At 67.1% G+C, this 17,887-nt stretch carries 15 protein-coding genes and 1 rRNA gene; 5 read left to right on the top strand and 11 right to left on the bottom strand.

Annotated elements, in window-relative coordinates; translation table 11 throughout:
* The 7 genes from deoA to H3O04_RS24445 form a co-directional block, all read right to left on the bottom strand.
* A partial coding sequence (gene deoA / locus H3O04_RS24475; RefSeq protein WP_202588610.1) for a thymidine phosphorylase occupies positions 1-966 on the bottom strand: 966 nt, incomplete at its 3' end.
* A gap of 35 nt (positions 967-1,001) precedes the next feature.
* Complete coding sequence (locus H3O04_RS24470) at positions 1,002-2,243, bottom strand: nucleoside transporter C-terminal domain-containing protein (protein WP_202588609.1); 1,242 nt, start codon at positions 2,241-2,243, stop codon at positions 1,002-1,004.
* A gap of 248 nt (positions 2,244-2,491) precedes the next feature.
* Entirely contained in the window at positions 2,492-3,949 is a 1,458-nt protein-coding gene (gene hydA, locus H3O04_RS24465; RefSeq protein WP_023476503.1) for a dihydropyrimidinase, read from the bottom strand.
* 68 nt (positions 3,950-4,017) lie between these two features.
* Complete coding sequence (locus H3O04_RS24460) at positions 4,018-5,526, bottom strand: NCS1 family nucleobase:cation symporter-1 (protein ID WP_202588608.1); 1,509 nt, start codon at positions 5,524-5,526, stop codon at positions 4,018-4,020.
* Positions 5,527-5,626: 100 nt separating this feature from the next.
* The gene (gene preA / locus H3O04_RS24455) at positions 5,627-6,940 is read right to left on the bottom strand and encodes an NAD-dependent dihydropyrimidine dehydrogenase subunit PreA (RefSeq protein ID WP_027811374.1); all 1,314 of its coding nucleotides are present in this window, start codon (positions 6,938-6,940) and stop codon (positions 5,627-5,629) included.
* Between the two features lie 55 nt (positions 6,941-6,995).
* Entirely contained in the window at positions 6,996-8,333 is a 1,338-nt protein-coding gene (locus H3O04_RS24450) for an NAD(P)-dependent oxidoreductase (RefSeq protein WP_202588607.1), read from the bottom strand.
* A gap of 127 nt (positions 8,334-8,460) precedes the next feature.
* On the bottom strand, positions 8,461-9,741 hold the full coding sequence (locus H3O04_RS24445; RefSeq protein ID WP_034175573.1) for a Zn-dependent hydrolase: 1,281 nt from the start codon (positions 9,739-9,741) through the stop codon (positions 8,461-8,463).
* Positions 9,742-10,060: 319 nt separating this feature from the next.
* Here H3O04_RS24445 and H3O04_RS24440 point away from each other — a divergent pair, with 319 nt between their 5' ends.
* Positions 10,061-10,753: a TetR/AcrR family transcriptional regulator gene (locus H3O04_RS24440; protein ID WP_202588606.1), complete on the top strand. Its 693-nt coding sequence runs from the start codon at positions 10,061-10,063 to the stop codon at positions 10,751-10,753.
* A gap of 131 nt (positions 10,754-10,884) precedes the next feature.
* Here H3O04_RS24440 and H3O04_RS24435 read toward each other — a convergent pair whose 3' ends face one another.
* From H3O04_RS24435 to H3O04_RS24425, 3 genes are read right to left on the bottom strand one after another with little or no spacing between them, the layout of a single operon-like run.
* A complete protein-coding gene (locus H3O04_RS24435; protein WP_006481503.1) occupies positions 10,885-12,075 on the bottom strand; it encodes an acetyl-CoA C-acyltransferase in 1,191 nt (396 codons plus the stop codon).
* An 18-nt stretch (positions 12,076-12,093) separates the two neighbouring features.
* Positions 12,094-12,861, bottom strand: coding sequence for a 3-hydroxyacyl-CoA dehydrogenase (locus H3O04_RS24430; RefSeq protein WP_006481504.1), 768 nt, complete (start codon positions 12,859-12,861; stop codon positions 12,094-12,096).
* A gap of 13 nt (positions 12,862-12,874) precedes the next feature.
* A complete protein-coding gene (locus tag H3O04_RS24425; protein ID WP_202588605.1) occupies positions 12,875-14,542 on the bottom strand; it encodes an acyl-CoA synthetase in 1,668 nt (555 codons plus the stop codon).
* Positions 14,543-14,685: 143 nt separating this feature from the next.
* Between H3O04_RS24425 and H3O04_RS24420 the strand changes: the two genes are divergently transcribed.
* The 4 genes from H3O04_RS24420 to H3O04_RS24405 all read left to right on the top strand — a co-directional run bounded on the left by H3O04_RS24420 (position 14,686) and on the right by H3O04_RS24405 (position 17,501).
* Positions 14,686-15,690 carry an AraC family transcriptional regulator gene (locus tag H3O04_RS24420; protein WP_202588604.1) on the top strand — a complete coding sequence of 335 codons (1,005 nt, stop codon included), beginning with the start codon at positions 14,686-14,688 and terminating at the stop codon, positions 15,688-15,690.
* A 175-nt stretch (positions 15,691-15,865) separates the two neighbouring features.
* Positions 15,866-16,465 carry a hypothetical protein gene (locus H3O04_RS24415; protein ID WP_202588603.1) on the top strand — a complete coding sequence of 200 codons (600 nt, stop codon included), beginning with the start codon at positions 15,866-15,868 and terminating at the stop codon, positions 16,463-16,465.
* A 53-nt stretch (positions 16,466-16,518) separates the two neighbouring features.
* Positions 16,519-16,890 (top strand): nuclear transport factor 2 family protein, encoded by a 372-nt coding sequence (locus tag H3O04_RS24410; RefSeq protein WP_202588602.1) that lies wholly within the window; start codon positions 16,519-16,521, stop codon positions 16,888-16,890.
* 131 nt (positions 16,891-17,021) lie between these two features.
* Positions 17,022-17,501 (top strand): GNAT family N-acetyltransferase, encoded by a 480-nt coding sequence (locus tag H3O04_RS24405; RefSeq protein ID WP_034175640.1) that lies wholly within the window; start codon positions 17,022-17,024, stop codon positions 17,499-17,501.
* Positions 17,502-17,764: 263 nt separating this feature from the next.
* Here H3O04_RS24405 and rrf read toward each other — a convergent pair.
* Positions 17,765-17,877 (bottom strand): 5S ribosomal RNA (rrf, locus tag H3O04_RS24400).
* Positions 17,878-17,887 lie beyond the last annotated feature (10 nt).

The following is a 17,887-nucleotide window of genomic DNA, read 5'->3' as shown; positions in this document are numbered from 1 at the left end:
GCCGCCGAGCGCGGCGACCATGCGCGCGAAACGCTCGGCGGCCGCGCCCGAATCGAGCGCCTGCTGCAGCTTCTCGCGCGCATGGGCGGCATCGCGCGCCAGCCCGCCGGTGACGAGCAGCTCCGCCGACAGCGCCATCGTCACGTCGTGCAAACGGGCGGGACGCGACTTGCCCGTCAGGTAGTCGATCGCGCACGCCACCTCGAGCGCATTGCCCGCGCACGGCGCGAGCGACTGGTTCATGTCGGTGAGGATCGCGGTCGTCTTCATGCCGGCGCCATTGCCGACGTCGACGATGCTGCGCGCCAGTTCCGCCGATTTCTCCGCGGTCGGCATGAACGCGCCGGAGCCGACCTTGACGTCCATCACGAGCCCGTCGAGCCCCGCCGCGAGCTTCTTCGACAAGATCGACGCGGTGATCATCGCGACCGATTCGACGGTCGCCGTCACGTCGCGGATCGCATAGATGCGCTTGTCGGCCGGCGCGAGCCGCGCGGTCTGCCCGATGATCGCGACGCCGACCTCGCGCACCGTGCGGCGAAACGCATCCGTATCGGGCATCACGTCGTAACCGGGGATCGCGCTCAACTTGTCGAGCGTGCCGCCGGTATGGCCGAGCCCGCGCCCCGAGATCATCGGCACGTAGCCGCCGCACGCGGCCACCATCGGCCCGAGCATCAGCGACACGACGTCGCCGACGCCGCCCGTCGAATGCTTGTCGATCACCGGCCCGCCGAGATCGAGTGCGCGCCAGTCGAGCACGTCGCCCGAATCGCGCTGCGCGAGCGTCAGCGCGACGCGCTCGTCGGTGCTCAGGTCGTTGAAATACACGGCCATCGCGAACGCGGCCACCTGGCCCTCGGTCACGCTGCCGTCGGTCACGCCGCGCACGAACGCGGCCATGTCGTCGCGATCGAGCGGCTGCCCGTCACGCTTCCTGCGAATGAATTCCTGCGGTAGAAACATCGTTGCCTCGCTTCGATCGGAGTCGACTGTACGGTTCAATGCAGCGAGAAAAACAGGCCGGCAATCGCCGCGCTCATCAGGTTCGACAGCGTCGCGGCCGAACGGCGTTCGGGCGCGACCGCGCTGAAGCCGCCCGCGAGAATCGCGATCGACGAGAAGTTCGCGAAGCCGCACAGCGCGAACGATACGATCGCGAGCGTCTTCGGGTCGAGCACCTGCAGGCCGGCCGCCGCCGCGTGCGCGCCACCCTTCAGGTACGGCGACAGGTCGCCGTACGCGACGAATTCGTTGAAGATCAGTTTCTCGCCGATGAAGTTGCCGGCCAGCGTCGCATCGTGCCACGGCACGCCGATGATCCATGCGAGCGGCGCGAACAGATGGCCGATGATACCGACCAGCGTTACCTGCGGAAAGCCCGCGAACGCGGCCGCGCCGCCGACGATCAGGTTCATCAGCGCGATGAGCCCGACGAACGCGATCAGCATCGCGCCGACGTTGATCGCGATGCGCAGGCCGACCGATGCACCGGAGGCGGCCGCCTCGATCACGTTGGCGGCGCGCTTGTCGTCGAAATCGAGGCCATCGACCACCACGCGGCTCGGCTCGACGGTCGGAAACAGCAGCTTGCCGAACAGCAGCCCGCCCGGCACCGCCATGAACGACGCGGCGAGCAGGTACTCCATCTTCACGCCGAGGCCGGCATAGCCGACCAGCACCGAGCCCGCGACCGACGCCATCCCGCTCGCCATCACCGTGAAGATCTCGGCGCTCGTCATGTTGCGCACGAACGGCTTCACGAGCGCGGGCATCTCGCTCTGCCCGAGGAAGATCGTCGCGACGGCCGAGCATGCCTCGATGCGACTCACGCCGAGCACCTTCGCCAACCCCGCGCCGAGGATCGCGACGATCCACTTCATCACGCCGATGTAGTACAGCACCGAGATCAGCGCGGTGACGAAGATGATCATCGGCAGCACGCGCAGGCCGAACACGAACCCGCCGTCGCCGAACAACTGGAACATGCGCGCGTCGACCAGCCCGCCGAACACGAACGCGATGCCGTGATTGCCCATGTCGAGCACGCGATTGACGCCGTTCGCGGCCGCGGCCAGCGCCGCACGGCCCGACGGCACGAACAGGACGAGCGCACCGATCGCGAACTGCGTGAGCAGCGCGGCGATCATGGTCCGCGCGCTGACCGCGCGGCGGTTGTTCGACAGCAGATACGCGACCAGCAACAGAAACAGCATGCCGAGGAGACTGCGCAGAATATCCACCTTGTGCTCCTTTCTCACTATTTGAACTGTCCGGCGGGCGGCCCGTGCCCGCGACCCGTGCGATCGGGTTGGTGGATGTTACTCGCTCGATATGCGCGCCGGCAACGTCGCCAAAATCGCCGCGGTCAATGGTATCGATCGTTTCTTTTTTCGTGCCTCGATGACTTGATCAGTTGTTCTATCTATCCTGCGAAAACGCGCGCGGGGCGCGCCGTTCGAACGGACACGCCCCGCATGACCTGCGTCGTTCAACCGGCGCGTTCGACCGGATGCGGCTCGCGCAGCCGGTTCGCGATCCGCGCGGCCTCGTAGTAGCCGGCGCCCGGCGGGCGCTTGAGGTAGCGGCCCGCGCCGCGCACCGCGCGCAATTCGCCGTCGGCCCATGCGAGTGCGCCGCGCGTGAGCGTGTGCGTCGCGACGCCCTGCACCGTCATCCCCTCGAACACGTTGAAGTCGACCTGCTGGTGATGGGTCTTCACCGAGATCGTCTTCGTCGCGGCCGGGTCCCACACGACGAGGTCGGCATCGGCGCCGACCTGCACGGCGCCCTTGCGCGGATACAGGTTGAAGATCTGCGCGGCATTGGTCGACGTGATCCGCACGAACTCGTTCGGCGTGATGCGGCCGTGATTCACGCCGTGATGCCACAGCACCGACATGCGATCCTCGACACCGCCGCAGCCGTTCGGGATCTTCGTGAAATCCTCGCGGCCCATCGCCTTCTGCGATGCGCAGAATACGCAGTGATCGGTCGCGGTCGTATGCAGCTGGCCCGACTGCAGCCCGCGCCACAGCGCCTCGCGATGCTCGGCCGAGCGGAACGGCGGGCTCATCACGTGAGCCGCCGCGCGCGTCCAGTCCGGATCGCGATAAACGGCCTCGTCGATGACGAGGTGCCCCGGCAGCACTTCGCCGAACACACGCAGCCCTTCGCTGCGCGCGCGGGTGATCACGTCCACTGCGTCCTTCGCCGACACGTGCACGATATACACGGGCACGCCGAGCACCTGCGCGATGCGGATCGCGCGGTTCGCCGCCTCGCCTTCCACCTCCGGCGGCCGCGACAGCGGATGCGCCTCCGGCCCCGTGATCCCGCGCGCGAGCAGCGCCTTTTGCAGCTGGAACACGAGCTCGCCGTTTTCCGCGTGCACGGTCGGCAGCGCGCCGAGTTCGAGCGAACGCGTGAAGCTGTTCACGAGCACCTCGTCGTCGGCCATGATCGCGTTCTTGTACGCCATGAAGTGCTTGAAGCTCGATACGCCATGCTCGCGCACGAGCGTGCCCATGTCGCGGTGCACGCTGTCGTCCCACCACGTCACGGCGACGTGGAAACCGTAATCGGAAGCCGCCTTCTCGGCCCAGCCGCGCCATTCGCGGAACGCCTCCATCAGCGGCTGCTTCGGGCTCGGAATCACGAAATCGATGATGCTCGTCGTGCCGCCCGACAGCCCGGCCGCGGTGCCCGAGTAGAAATCGTCGCTCGCGGTCGTGCCCATGAACGGCAGTTCCATGTGCGTGTGCGGGTCGATGCCGCCCGGCATCACGTACTGGTCGTGCGCGTCGACCACGGTTGCGCCGGCCGGCGCGTCGATCTGCTCCGCAATCTGCAGGATCGTGCCGCCGTCCTGCGGGTCCGCGCAGAGCACGTCCGCACGATAGGAACGGTCCGCATCGACCACGGTGCCGCCACGAATCAGGATTGCCATTTCGTTGCCTCCTCGTTGACTGTCGGTGCCGCATGCCGCGCGCGAGCCGCATCCGGGCCGCGCGTGCGTCATGCGCTCGCGATCTGCGCGCGCTGTCCGGCGCGCCACTTCATCCAGGTGCCGTACACGCCCGACGCCAGCACGAGGCCGACGAACCACGCGTACGTGTAGAGCGTGTTGAAGAACGCCGGCACGTTCGGGAACGACGCCGGAAACGCCGTATGCAGGAAGCCCGGCAGGTTCGGCAGCACGCCGACCGCGAGCGCGACCAGCGCGGCCGGGTTCCAGCCCCGCGCGTAGCTGAAATCGCCGCGCTCGTCGAACAGTGCGCGCGTGTCGAGCTGCGTGCCGCGAATCAGGAAATAGTCGACCATCAGGATGCCCGCGACCGGCCCGAGCAGCGCCGAATAACCGACGAGCCAGGTGAAGATGTAGCCGTCCGTCGTCGCGAGGATCTTCCACGGCATCATCACGATCGCGATCGTCGCGGTGATCATCCCGCCCGCGCGATACGAAATCGCCTTCGGCCACAGGCTCGAAAAATCGTATGCAGGACCGACCAGGTTCGCCGCGAGGTTGCAGCACATCGTATCGAGCGTGAGGATCACGAGCGCGATGCCCACACCGATGCCGGTCATCCGGCTCGTCAGGTCGATCGGATCCCAGATCGCGTTGCCGTAGATCACGACGGTCGCCGACGTCACGACGACCGACACCACCGACAGCAACGCCATCGGCAGCGGCAGTCCGATCGACTGCCCGATCATCTGGTCGCGCTGCGAATGCGCGAAACGCGTGAAATCGGGAATGTTCAGCGCGAGCGTCGCCCAGAACCCGACCATCGCGGTCAGGCCCGGCCAGAAGGTCGCCCAGAACAGCCCGGCCTTCTTGCCGCCTGCCGCAAACTGCGACGGCGCCGACAGCATCGAGCCCACGCCACCGGCCTTCGACGTCGCCCACCACACGAGCGCCACGCACATCACGACCTTGATCGGCGCGGACCAGCTTTCGAGCCAGCGGATCGAATCGGTGCCGTGCAGGATGAAGTACAGCTGCAGCGCCCAGAACACGAGGAAGCACGCGAGTTGCCCGAACGAGATGCCGACTACGGGCAGCGCCGCGCCGTGCAGCGCGTTGCCGGTCAGGATGTTCAGCAGCGTGTAGATCGCGCTGCCGCCGAGCCAGGTCTGGATGCCGTACCAGCCGCAGGCGACGATCGCGCGCAGCAGTGCGGGCAGCTTCGCGCCCTGCGTGCCGAACGACGCGCGCACGAGCACCGCGTACGGAATCCCGTGCTTCGCGCCTGCATGGCCGATCAACAGCATCGGCACGAGCACGATCAGGTTGCCGAGCAGCACCGTCATCACCGCCTGCCACGGCGACATGCCTTCCTGGATCAAGCCGGCCGCGAGCATGTACGACGCGATGTTCATCACCATCCCGACCCACAGCGCCGCGAAGTGGTACCACTTCCACGTGCGCTGCGCCGGCGTCGTCGGCGCGAGGTCGTCGTTGTACAGGCTGCCGCCGTGCGCCGCGGCGCTGTCGGGATCGGCGAGAATCGCTGCTGGTTTCATTGAACGCGCTCCACGAAAACGTCGGCGCCGGCATCGTGCGATGCCGGCCCGGGGAAACGAAAAGCGGCGGCGCAGTCCATGCCGCGCCGCCGGACCTCGGTCAGGCCGCCTTCGCGTGCTTCTCGGGCGCCGCCGCCGGGCCACTCGCACCAGCCTCCGCGCTCGCCGGATTGTTCGGATGCGTGGTCCAGTTCGCGTAGTCGCCCGAATCGACGCGCTCCATCGTGATGCATTGCTCGACCGGACACACATGCATGCAAAGATTGCACCCGACGCACTCCGAATCGACCACTTCGAAATGCCGCACGCCGTCCTTCGTCGCCGTGATCGCCTGATGCGACGTGTCCTCGCACGCGATATGGCACAGCCCGCACTGGATGCAGCGATCCTGGTCGATGCGCGCCTTGATGTCGTACTTCAGGTTCAGGTATTTCCAGTCGGTCACGTTCGGCACCGCGCGGCCGCGAATGTCATCGAGCGTCGCGTAGCCCTTTTCGTCCATCCAGTTCGACAGGCCATCGGCGAGATCCGACACGATCCGGAATCCGTAATGCATCGCGGCGGTGCACACCTGCACGCTGCCGGCGCCGAGCACCATGAACTCGGCCGCATCGCGCCACGACGAGATGCCGCCGATGCCCGAGATCGGCAGGTTCGGCGTTTCCGGGTCGCGGGCGATCTCCGCGACCATGTTCAGCGCGATCGGCTTGACCGCCGGCCCGCAATAGCCGCCGTGCGTGCCCTTGCCGTCGACGGTCGGCATCGGCGCCATCTGGTCGAGATCGACCGCGACGATCGAGTTGATCGTGTTGATCAGCGACACGCCGTCCGCGCCGCCCTTGTACGCGGCGCGCGAGCCCATCCGGATATCGCTGATGTTCGGCGTGAGCTTCACGAGGCACGGCAGCTTCGTGCCCTCCTTCACCCAGCGCGTGACCATCTCGACGTATTCGGGCACCTGCCCGACCGCCGCGCCCATCCCGCGCTCGCTCATCCCGTGCGGGCAGCCAAAGTTGAGTTCGACCGCGTCGGCCCCGGTGTCCTCGACGAGCGGCAGGATCCATTTCCAGTCGCGCTCGTTGCACGGCACCATCAGCGACACGATCAGCGCGCGGTCCGGCCAGTCGCGTTTCACCTGCGCGATCTCTCTCAGGTTCACGTCGAGCGGACGGTCGGTGATCAGCTCGATGTTGTTCAGCCCCGCGATGCGCTGGCCGTTCCACTGCACCGCGCCGTAACGCGAACTGACGTTGACGACGTGCGGATCGAGCCCGAGCGTCTTCCAGACGACGCCACCCCAGCCCGCCTCGAAGGCGCGATTGACGTTGTAGGCCTTGTCGGTGGGCGGCGCGGACGCCAGCCAGAAGGGATTCGGCGAAGTGATGCCTGCGATGGTGCAGCGAAGGTCGGCCATGTTCGGCTCCGTGAGAATGGGGTCGTGTTCGGTGTGCGTGCGGTGCGTCGCGCGGTCAGGCCGCCTTCGCGTCGCGCGCGGCAAGCGTGGCGTCGATCGACGCGGCCGCGCGCTTGCCGTCCTGCACGGCCTGCACCGTGAGGTCGACGCCCTCCGTCGCCGCGCAGTCGCCACCGGCCCATACGTCCGGCAGCGCCGTGCGTCCGTCCGCATCCACCGCGATGCGTGTGCCGTCCGCAGTCAGCAGCGCGGCTTCGACAGCGTCCGGCACCAGCGTCTGGCCGATCGCCTTCAGCACCATGTCCGCGTCGACGGTGAAGCACTCGCCCGATGCGCCTTCGAATTCGACGCCCGTCACCTGCCCGTCCGTGCCCGCGATGCGCGTCGGCTTCGCGTGCGTGACGAGCGTGACGCCGCTCTTCTGCGCGAACTCGCGTTCGGCCCACGTCGCGCTCATTGCCTCCACGCCGCGCCGGTACACCATCGTCACGCGCTCGGCGCCGAGCTTGCGACTCTGCACCGCCGCATCGATCGCCGTATTGCCGCCGCCGATCACGACCACGCGCCGCCCGACCGGCACGTTCGCGAGCGTGTCGGCCTGCCGTACCTGCTCGATGAAATCAACCGCGTTCATCACGCCGCGCAGTTGCTCGCCTTCGATCGCGAGCGCACGCACGCCGCCGAGGCCCATCGCAAGGAATACCGCGTCGTGCTGCTTGCGCAAGGCGTCGAGCGTCACGTCGCGGCCAAGCGCCATACCCGTTTCCAGCGTGATGCCGCCCACCGACAGCAACCACTCGACTTCGCGTTGCGCGAAATCGTCGACGGTCTTGTACGCGGCAATCCCGTATTCGTTGAGGCCGCCGGCCTTCGGGCGCGCGTCGAACAGCGTGACACGATGCCCGGCGAGCGCGAGCCGGTGCGCGCATGCGAGCCCGGCCGGCCCCGCGCCGACCACCGCCACATGGCGACCCGTCTCGGGCGCGCGCCGGAACTGCACCGCGCCGGTCTGCATCGCCCAGTCGGTCGCGTGCCGCTGCAGCGCGCCGATCGCGACGGGTTGTGCATCCTGATGGTTGCGCACGCATGCGCCTTCGCACAGGATCTCCGTCGGGCACACGCGAGCGCACATCCCGCCGAGCGGATTCGCGGACAGGATGTCGGTCGCCGCGCCTTTCAGGTTGCCGTTGCCGATCTTGCGGATGAAGCTCGGGATGTCGATCTGCGTCGGGCACGCATGCACGCACGGCGCGTCGTAGCAGTAGTGACAGCGGCTTGCGGCGGCCGCCGCGGCAGTCGGATCGAGCAGCGGCGCGATATCGGCGAATTCGCACGAGAGTTGCGTGGACGACAGGCGATGCGCGGCGATATCGCCGGTTGGCTGGGTGGTCATACGCGTTCCTTCGACTGGGTGGAGACAAAGCCGTCCCCGCCGGCTGCGGATGCACAGTCGGGGCGGTCATGCTTAGGAATGCAAATATCTGACGTGACGCAGCCTCACGGCCGCTACGGTCGATCCATCACGAGGCCGGCTCGCATGCGCGCGACAGCATCGCGTGCAGCAGCACGTTCGCGCCGGCCTCGATCCATGCGGGCGTCGCGTCCTCGATCTCGTTGTGGCTGATGCCGTCGATGCAGGGCACGAACACCATCGACGTCGGCGCGACCTGCGCCAGATAGCACGCGTCGTGGCCCGCACCCGACACGATGTCGCGATGCGAGTAGCCGAAGCGGTCGGCCGCGCCGCGCACGGCCGCCACGCACTCAGGATCGAACGCGACCGGCTTGTAGTAGAAAATCTGCTCGAGTTCGGTGTCGAGCCCGATGTCGGCCGCGATGCGCGCGACGCCGTCGCGCAGCGCCGCATCCATCTTCGCGAGCACGGCGTCGTCCGGATGACGGAAATCGACGGTGAAGAACACGCGGCCGGGAATCACGTTGCGCGAGTTCGGGTGGACCTGCATCATGCCGACCGTCGCGCAGCCGAACGGGGCATGATCGAGGCCGATCCGGTTGACGAGGTCGACCACGCGCGACGCGCCGAGCAGCGCGTCACGGCGGCGCGGCATCGGCGTCGGCCCCGCGTGCGCCTCCTGGCCGGTAAACGTGATCTCGTACCAGCGCTGCCCCTGCGCGTCGGTCACGACACCGATCGTCTTGCATTCCGCTTCGAGAATCGGCCCTTGCTCGATATGCAGCTCGAACGCCGCGTGCAGCTTGCGCCCGCCGCACGGCACGTCGCCCGCATAGCCGATGCGCGCCAGTTCCTCGCCGATCGTCTTGCCGTCCACGTCCTTGCGCGACAGCCCGTATTCGAGCGGAAACACACCCGCGAACACGCCCGACGCGACCATCGCGGGCGCGAAGCGCGAGCCCTCCTCGTTGGTCCAGATCACGACCTCGACCGGATGCTCGGTCTCGATGCCGTGATCGTTCAGACTGCGAATCACCTCGAGGCCGCCGAGCACGCCGTAGATACCGTCGAAGCGCCCGCCGGTCGGCTGCGAATCCGCGTGCGAACCCGTGACGACCGGCGCCGCGTCGGCCACGCGGCCCGCGCGACGCATGAACACGTTGCCCATCGTATCGACCGTCACCGTGCAGCCGGCGGCCTTCGCCCAGCCGACGATCAGGTCGCGGCCGGCCTTGTCGAGATCGGTGAGCGCGAGGCGGCACACGCCGCCCTTCGGCGTCGCGCCGATCTTCGCGACTTCCATCAGGCTGTCCCACAACCGCTTGCCGTCGACCCTGATCGACGTGTCGAAAGCTGCCCGCTTCACTGTTTCCGATACCGCGCTCATTCGTATCGCTCCTGGGGGGTCGGTGATGTCGCCAGCCCGGTCTGTGCCGGTGCGTGCGAGGCCTGTTTCGGGGCACGCCGCACGGATGCGGTGCATGTCCGTCGATGCAGGCAACGCGTTAAATCCTGTCCGATTGGACAGGTTTTAGACGATCAAAATGACCAGCGCAACGTCTTTCTTGCGTGACGCGACAGAGCGAGAAACGTGCCATCGCAACGCAGCATCGTCGTGACTGCAGCGCCGCCACATCCGTGCGCGCGACGCGAATCAGCGGCTAGAATGAAGCCCAACGCGGCATGGCCGCCGCGCGAGGGTAACGATGAGACATGACGAGGCGGCAATCGCAGCCACCGACCGTGACGAAACGCCGGCGCCTTTGCGGCGACGCAAGGCGCATATTCGCGAGTCTAACGAAGCGCATCTGCTCGCGTGCGCGGAAACCGTATTCGCGGAACGTGGGCTCGCCGGCGCCAGCACCGCGATGATCGCAGAGCGCGCCGGCTTGCCGAAGGCGAACGTGCACTACTACTTCCCGACCAAGCTCGCGCTGTACCGCCGCGTGCTCGACGACCTGTTCGAGGACTGGCATCGCGCGGCCGGCTCGTTCGAGGCCGACGACGATCCGGTCGAAGCGATCGGCAGCTACGTGCGCGCGAAGATGACGCTGTCGCAGCGGCGCCCGCTCGGCTCGAAGGTGTGGGCCAACGAAATCATTCACGGCGCGGAGCACATGCAGGACATCCTGTCGCAACGCGTGAAGCCGTGGTTCGACGCGCGCGTCAGGGTGATCGAAGGCTGGATCGCGCGCGGGCTGCTCGCGCCGATCGACCCGCATGCGCTGATGTACCTGATCTGGGCGACCACGCAGCACTATGCGGATTTCGATGCGCAGATTCGCGCGCTGAGCGGCAAGCGCGCGTTCACGAAGAAGGCGTTCGACGAGAAAACCGAGCAGGTCGTGCAGCTCGTGATTCGCGCGTGCGGTGCTGTGTCGCCAAACGCGAAGCCTTAGCGCGATACGACGCTTTCATCGAATAAAAACGGGCGGCGCGCATCACACGGAGATGTCCCGTGCGATACGCGCCGCCCGTGATGCCGCGTTCGCGCGTGCGAACGATGCGACGCGATGCGTGATGCGACGTCTTACGCGATGCGCTCGATCGCAACGGCCGTTGCTTCGCCGCCGCCGATACACAGCGATGCGACGCCGCGCGTCAGGCCATACGTTTCGAGCGCGGCCAGCAGCGTCACCATCACGCGCGCACCCGATGCGCCGATCGGATGCCCGAGCGCGCACGCGCCGCCGTGCACGTTCACCTTCTCGTGCGGCAGATCGAGGTCGCGCATCGCGGCCATCGGCACCACCGCGAACGCTTCGTTGATCTCGAACAGGTCGACGTCGCGCAGGTTCCAGCCGGTTTTCTCCGACAGCTTGCGCAGCGCGCCGATCGGTGCGGTCGCGAACAGGCCGGGCTTGTCCGCATGAGTCGCATGCCCGACGATCACGGCCTTCGGCGTGAGGCCGAGGCGCTCGGCTTCCGAGCGGCGCATCATCACCAGCGCGGCCGCACCGTCCGAGATCGACGATGCGTTCGCGGCCGTCACCGTGCCGCCGTCGCGAAACGCCGGCTTCAGCGTCGGGATCTTGTCGAGTTTCGCCTTGCCGGGCTGCTCGTCGATCGACACGACGCTTTCCGTCTTGCCGGCCTTCACGGTCACCGGCGCGATTTCCGACACGAACCGCCCTTCCGCGATCGCGCGCTGCGCCCGCGTCAGCGACGCAATCGCGAACGCATCCTGCGCTTCGCGGGTGAACTGGTACGCCTGCGCGCAATCCTCGGCGAAGGTGCCCATCAGGCGGCCCTTTTCATACGCGTCCTCGAGCCCGTCGAGGAACATGTGATCGAGCACCTGTCCGTGACCCATGCGCATGCCCGCGCGCGCCTTCGGCAGCAGATACGGCGCATTCGTCATGCTCTCCATCCCGCCCGCCACGGCCACGCGCGCCGAACCCGCCAGCAGCAGGTCGTGCGCGAACATCGCCGCCTTCATCCCCGAACCGCACATCTTGTTGACCGTGGTCGCGCCCGCCGCGAGCGGCAGCCCGGCCTTCAGCGCGGCCTGTCGCGCGGGCGCCTGGCCCTGGCCGGCCGGCAGCACGCAGCCGAACACGATTTCCTCGATGCGTTCGGCCGGCACGTTCGCGCGCTCGAGCGCGGCGCGAATCGCCACCGCGCCAAGGTCGCTCGCGCTCGCCGCCGCCAGGTCGCCCTGAAAACCACCCATCGGCGTGCGCGCCGCACCCACGATTACGATCGGATCCTGAGTCGTCATGATTCGTTTCCTCCAGTGTCAGCGCGGTGCCATGCGCAACGCGCCATCGAGACGGATGACTTCGCCGTTCAGCATCGTGTTCTCGGCGATGTGGCGCACCAGCGCCGCAAATTCTTCCGGGCGGCCGAGCCGCGGCGGGAACGGCACGCTCTTGCCGAGCGCGTCCTGCACGTCCTGCGGCATGCCGGCCATCATCGGCGTCGCGAAGATGCCGGGCGCGACCGTCACGACGCGAATGCCGAAGCGCGCGAGTTCGCGCGCGATCGGCAGCGTCATGCCCACCACGCCGCTCTTCGACGCCGCATACGCGGCCTGTCCGATCTGTCCGTCGAACGCCGCGACCGACGCGGTGTTGATGATCACGCCGCGCTCGCCTTCCGCATCGGCCTCCTGCTTCGACATCGCTTCGGCAGCCAGCCGAATCATGTTGAACGTGCCGACGAGGTTGATCGACACCGCCCGCGCGAAGCGGTCGAGCGAGTGTGGGCCATCGCGGCCGACGACCTTCTCGCCCGGCGCGACGCCCGCGCAGTTGACGAGCGCATCGACGCGGCCGAACGCGTCGCGCGCGGCCGCGACGGCCGCCTGACCGTCGGCTTCGCTCGTCACGTCGGTCTTCACGAACCGTGCGGCCGCGCCGAGTTCATTCGCGAGACCCGCGCCCGCCTCGTCATTGACGTCCAGCAGCATGGCCTTGCCGCCTTGCGCGACGACCATGCGCGCCACCGCGGCGCCGAGGCCGGAGCCGGCGCCCGTAATCAGAAAAACGCGATCCTTGATATTCATTGGCAGTCCGTATTCAGGGTTGAGCGACCTTCTCGGCTTCCATCTTGCGCAACACGAAGCGCTGGATCTTGCCGCTCGGGGTTTTCGGCAGCGCGTCGACGAAGTCGATCGCGCGCGGATAAGCGTGAGCGGACAGCCGCCGCTTCACGTGCTGACTCAATTCCTCGGCCAGTTCGGGCGTACCGTCGAAGCCTTTCGACAGGACGACGAACGCCTTCACGATCTCCGTGCGCTCCGGGTCGGGCACGCCGATCACGGCGGCCTCGCTGACGGCCGGATGCTCGATCAGCGCGCTCTCCACGTCGAACGGGCCGATCCGGTAGCCGGACGACGTGATCACGTCGTCCGCGCGGCCGATGAAGCTCACGGCGCCGTCCGGCTCCAGCTCCACGTTGTCGCCGGTCCGGTAATAGCCGCCCGCGATCGCCGGCGTGTCCTGCTGCCAGTAGCCGCGGAACCACAGCAGCGGCGAGCGCGCGATGTCGATCGCGAGGTTGCCGGGCTCGCCGGGGCCGAGTTCGCGGCCCGCTTCGTCGAGCACCGCGACACGGTAGCCCGGCATCGCGAAGCCGGCCGAACCGACGTGCACCACGTGCGTGAGGCCGTGATGGTTGTTCACGACCATGCCCAGCTCGGTCTGGCCGTAGTGATCGTGGATCGGCGCCCCGAGCGCCGCGTGGAACCAGCGCACGACCTCCGGGTTCAACGGTTCGCCCGCGCTGCTCACCACGCGCAGCCGGCCCTTCACGCGCGCGGCCGCTTCCGTCCCGGCCGCCATCAGCATCCGGAATGCGGTCGGCGAACCCGCGAGGCTCGTGATGCCGAGCCGGTCGATCACATCGTACGTGCTGTCGACCGTGAAGCTGCCCTCGTACAGCGTCGTCGCATGACCGAGCAGCAGCGGGCCCGTGATCGCGTAATAGAGGCCGTACGCCCAGCCCGGATCGGCGATGTTCCAGAACCGGTCGCCGGCACGCAGGTCGACCGCTTCGCGCATGTACGCGCCGAACGCGAGCAGCGCGTACAGCGGCACCGGCACGCCCTTCGGCAGGCCCGTCGTGCCCGACGTCGACATCATCATGAACAGGTCGGATCCCTTGCGCAGCACGGGTTCGAACGTATCGGACTGCGCGTCGAGCGCCGCGCGGAAATCGATGTCGCGCACCGGCAGCGCCTCGCCTGCTTCGCGTACCGTCGCGACCAGCGGGCAATCGGCGATTTCGTCGAGCTTCGCGCGATTCGCGACGTTGGTCACGACGAGCCGCGCATCGCTCATGCGCAGCCGGTGCTCGATCGCCTTCGGGCCGAACGCGGTAAACAGCGGCTGGTACACGGCGCCCGCGCGCCACGTGCCGAGGATCGTCGCGACGAGCTCCGGCGTGCGCGGCAGCAGGCCGGCCACCACGTCGCCCGGCTTCACGCCCTGCGCGACGAGCAGGTTCGCGACCCGGGCCGACAACGCCTGCATTTGCGCGAACGTAAAGCGGTGGTGCTGCCCGCCGGCGTCGATCCAGTCGAGCGCGATCGCGTCCGCCTTCGCGTGCCGGTCGCAACATTCGACACACGCGTTCAGGCCGCGCTCCAGATCGCCGCTCAGTTGCGCGGCAGCGGTCTCGATACTGAAACGGGCCACGGCGTCGGCGTAGGCCGGCACCGCCCGGGCGGTAGCTCCTTCAGGCATGCGTGTCTCCTGTGCGTTATAGCCGCCGACGCGCCAGAGGCGCGACGGGGATACATCGATAGTAGACAGCCCCTACATTGCAATCAATGACAAACGGAATCTAGAATCATGATCGCTTTTGCCATGTCGAGAGGACGCAGGAAATGGGGCCGCAGATGATTTCGCCGGATTTCGTCGACGATGCGCTCGCGTGCCTGCGCCGGCGCGACCTGCCGACCGCGCCCGTGCTGCGTGCCGCCGGGCTGCCGGCCGCCGTGCACGAACCCGTCACGCCGCAGCAGTACGGCCGGCTGTGGCTCGCGATCGCCGGTGCGCTCGACGACGAATTCTTCGGGCTGGCCCCGCGCCCGATGCGGCGCGGCAGCTTTACGCTGCTGTGTCACGCGGTGCTGCACGCCGGCACGCTCGACAAGGCGCTGCGGCGCGCGCTGAAATTCCTGCGTGTGGTGCTCGACGAGCCGCACGGCGAACTCGTCGTGGCCGACGGGCAGGCGCAGATCGTGCTGGCGCAATCGGGCGCGCCGTATCCGGCATTCGCGTACCGGACGTTCTGGCTGATCCTGCTCGGCGTCGCGTGCTGGCTGATCGGCCGGCGCATCCCGCTGCAGCGCATCGATTTCGCGTGCCCGAGCCTCGGCCAGCGCAGCGACTATCACCAGTTCTTCGGCGTCCCGGTGCATTTCGACCGGCCCGACAGCCGGCTCGCGTTCAACGCCGCGTACCTCGCGCTGCCGACGATCCGCTCGGAGCAGACACTGCGGACCTTCCTGCGCGGCGCACCCGGCAATCTCCTCGTGCGCTACCGGCACGACACGGGCTGGGTCGCGAAGACGCGCGCGCACCTGAAAGCGCTGCCGGCCGCCGAATGGCCCGACTTCGACACGCTGGCCGTGCGCCTCGACACGACGCCCGCGACGCTGCGGCGGCGTTTGCGCAGCGAAGGGCAAAGTTTCGCGGCGATCAAGGACGAATTACGCGGCGCGCTGGCCCAGTCGCTGCTGCGCGGGCACGCGCTCAGCGTCGCGGAGATCGCGGTCGAGCTCGGCTTCACCGAGCCGAGCGCGTTTCATCGCGCGTTCCGGAAATGGACAGGCACGAGCCCCGGTGCGTTTCGGCGCGACGTGCATGCGGCGAAGGCGGAGTCTTGACTGGCTAGGTGGATGCGGAGCGTCTCGTCATGTGCAGTCGATACGCGCCAGTCCTGTTTCTTCCGCATTCCGGTGCGAATCTGCGTAGCGCTCACCGCACCGCGGAAAACGCAGGACGTTGCGCCCTGATCCGTCTGACCACATACTGATCGGCAATCCGAACAAGGTTGCGTCGATGGTGAATGTCGATGAAAGCACCGCTTCGATCTTCGGCGTGATCGGAACGGCCGTGTCGCTGCTGGCGGCGATTCCTTACGGGCTCGCGATCTATCGGCGCACCGTTCGCCCGCATCTGTTCACGTGGCTCGTGTGGTCGGTCGTCACGGCGATCGCGGCCGCCGGCCAGTTCGTCGCGGGCGCGGGCCCGTCCGCATGGTGCACGGCGGCGATTGCCGTCACGTGCTTTCTGACGCTGATCGCCAGCCTGTTTCGCGGCGAGCACGGCTGGACGGGCCTCGACTGGCTGTTCCTGTGTGCAGCACTGTCAGCCATTCCGCTGTGGATGCTGACCGACGATCCGACGGTGTCGATCTGCCTGGTCACGCTGATCGAGCTGGCCGGCCTCGGCCCAACCGTGCGCAAGACAATCCGCGATCCGTGGAGCGAGAGCCTCGTCTATTTCGCGCTGTGTGTGCTCAAGTACGCGCTGGCGTTGCTGGCACTGAGCACGTGGAGTGTCGCGGTCGCGTTCTATCCGGCCATCAACCTGATCGCGTCGATCGGCATCTGCATGGTGATGCTGGTCCGGCGTCAGTCGCTGTCGAATGCGCGATAGGCCGAGTTGTCGCCCCCGTGCCGCTTTCCCTCCGAAATGATGCGAGGCCTGACATGGATGCAATCCGTACCGTCATCGAACCCAGCGAAACCGCGCTACGCGCGGCGATGCTGGCCAACGACGTCGAAGCGCTCGACGCGCTGCTGGACGACGATCTGGTGTTCACAGTCCCGACCGGCCAGGTCATCTCGAAAGAGGACGACCTGGCCGCGCATCGCGTGAAGCTTTTGCGTCTCGACACACTCGACGTCATCGAAATGCGCGCATCCGCGGTCGACGAGATGATCCTCACCACGACGCGAGCGGCTCTTGCCGGCCGTTTCGACGGCGCGGCATTCACCGGCACGTTTGCCTATACACGCCTCTGGCGTCGATCGGGCGCCCACTGGCGCGTCGTCGCCGGACATGCGTCGCAGGTCATATAGCCGCGCTGGGCGTGTGCATTTGAATGGCATCGCGCAACGCTGTGGTGAGCGGGTCGGCTGTCGATCGGGCGATGAGACCGTACGATCCGGATGATGCACTCATGAAAACGCCGACCAAGGGGGTGTCCGCCATGACGAGAGCCGAAATGCACAAGCTATTTATCGTGCGTGCTGCGCGTGCCGCGGACGCGGACGAACTCACACGACTGGCACGCCTTTCGAAGGCGCACTGGGGCTATCCGAAGGAATGGCTGGACGTGTGGCAAGACGATCTCACGATCTCGCCGGAGACGATCGAAGGGGCGATCGGTTACGTCGCGGAATCAGGCGAGTCGATCATCGGATTCTGGATCCGAGCATCGTTGAATTCGGATCGGCCAACGCCCGGATGGCTGTTCGTTCATCCCGATCACATGGGTCAGGGCGTCGCCCGTGCGCTGTGGAAATCGGTTCGGACCGAGGCCGCCGCGAGAGGAATCAAGAGCTTTGTGATCGAAGCGGATCCCAATGCCGCGCCGTTCTATCTGACACTGGGGGCCGAAAAGATCGGCGAAAAGGAATCGAGCGCCATCCCGGGCAGATTTTTTCCGATCTTGCGGATCAGGGTCTGATGGGTGAGGAGATCGCAGCAAGATGACTCCCTGCGTACAGTTGATCAGATTGGGCTACCGACCGCGGTAAGAGAGGTTGCGGCAGGGAAATACCGAGGTTTGATCAGTCTGGGAGCAGGTCTGATTTCTGAGATTTCAGCGGCCCGCTGCTTAGATGTGCTGCCGTGTAGCTATTCAGCACGAGGCGTGATCTACGTCGGGAATTTCCGCCGTTGAAATGCAAAAACCCCCGCCTTTCGGGCGGGGGTTCTTGGCTTGAGGGAGCCTGACGATTACCTACTTTCACACGGGAATCCGCACTATCATCGGCGTAGAGTCGTTTCACGGTCCTGTTCGGGATGGGAAGGGGTGGGACCGACTCGCTATGGTCATCAGGCAAAGGGGGT

The sequence above is a fragment of the Burkholderia sp. KCJ3K979 genome (assembly GCF_016759955.1).
In the GTDB taxonomy this organism is placed as follows: Bacteria; Pseudomonadota; Gammaproteobacteria; order Burkholderiales; family Burkholderiaceae; genus Burkholderia; species Burkholderia orbicola.
Note: the sequence above shows the minus strand (reverse complement) of the source record. Positions and strands in the feature narration are given on the sequence as shown.

Bases quoted from the DNA above. Each gene is read 5' to 3' on its own strand.
- preA (WP_027811374.1), bottom strand. From the start codon at position 6,940: ATGGCCGACCTTCGCTGCACCATCGCAGGCATCACTTCGCCGAATCCC.
- H3O04_RS24425 (WP_202588605.1), bottom strand. From the start codon at position 14,542: ATGCCTGAAGGAGCTACCGCCCGGGCGGTGCCGGCCTACGCCGACGCC.
- H3O04_RS24405 (WP_034175640.1), top strand. From the start codon at position 17,022: ATGACGAGAGCCGAAATGCACAAGCTATTTATCGTGCGTGCTGCGCGT.
- H3O04_RS24410 (WP_202588602.1), top strand. From the start codon at position 16,519: ATGGATGCAATCCGTACCGTCATCGAACCCAGCGAAACCGCGCTACGC.
- H3O04_RS24415 (WP_202588603.1), top strand. From the start codon at position 15,866: ATGGTGAATGTCGATGAAAGCACCGCTTCGATCTTCGGCGTGATCGGA.
- H3O04_RS24445 (WP_034175573.1), bottom strand. From the start codon at position 9,741: ATGAGCGCGGTATCGGAAACAGTGAAGCGGGCAGCTTTCGACACGTCG.
- H3O04_RS24450 (WP_202588607.1), bottom strand. From the start codon at position 8,333: ATGACCACCCAGCCAACCGGCGATATCGCCGCGCATCGCCTGTCGTCC.
- H3O04_RS24430 (WP_006481504.1), bottom strand. From the start codon at position 12,861: ATGAATATCAAGGATCGCGTTTTTCTGATTACGGGCGCCGGCTCCGGC.
- H3O04_RS24440 (WP_202588606.1), top strand. From the start codon at position 10,061: ATGAGACATGACGAGGCGGCAATCGCAGCCACCGACCGTGACGAAACG.
- hydA (WP_023476503.1), bottom strand. From the start codon at position 3,949: ATGGCAATCCTGATTCGTGGCGGCACCGTGGTCGATGCGGACCGTTCC.
- H3O04_RS24435 (WP_006481503.1), bottom strand. From the start codon at position 12,075: ATGACGACTCAGGATCCGATCGTAATCGTGGGTGCGGCGCGCACGCCG.
- H3O04_RS24460 (WP_202588608.1), bottom strand. From the start codon at position 5,526: ATGAAACCAGCAGCGATTCTCGCCGATCCCGACAGCGCCGCGGCGCAC.
- H3O04_RS24420 (WP_202588604.1), top strand. From the start codon at position 14,686: ATGGGGCCGCAGATGATTTCGCCGGATTTCGTCGACGATGCGCTCGCG.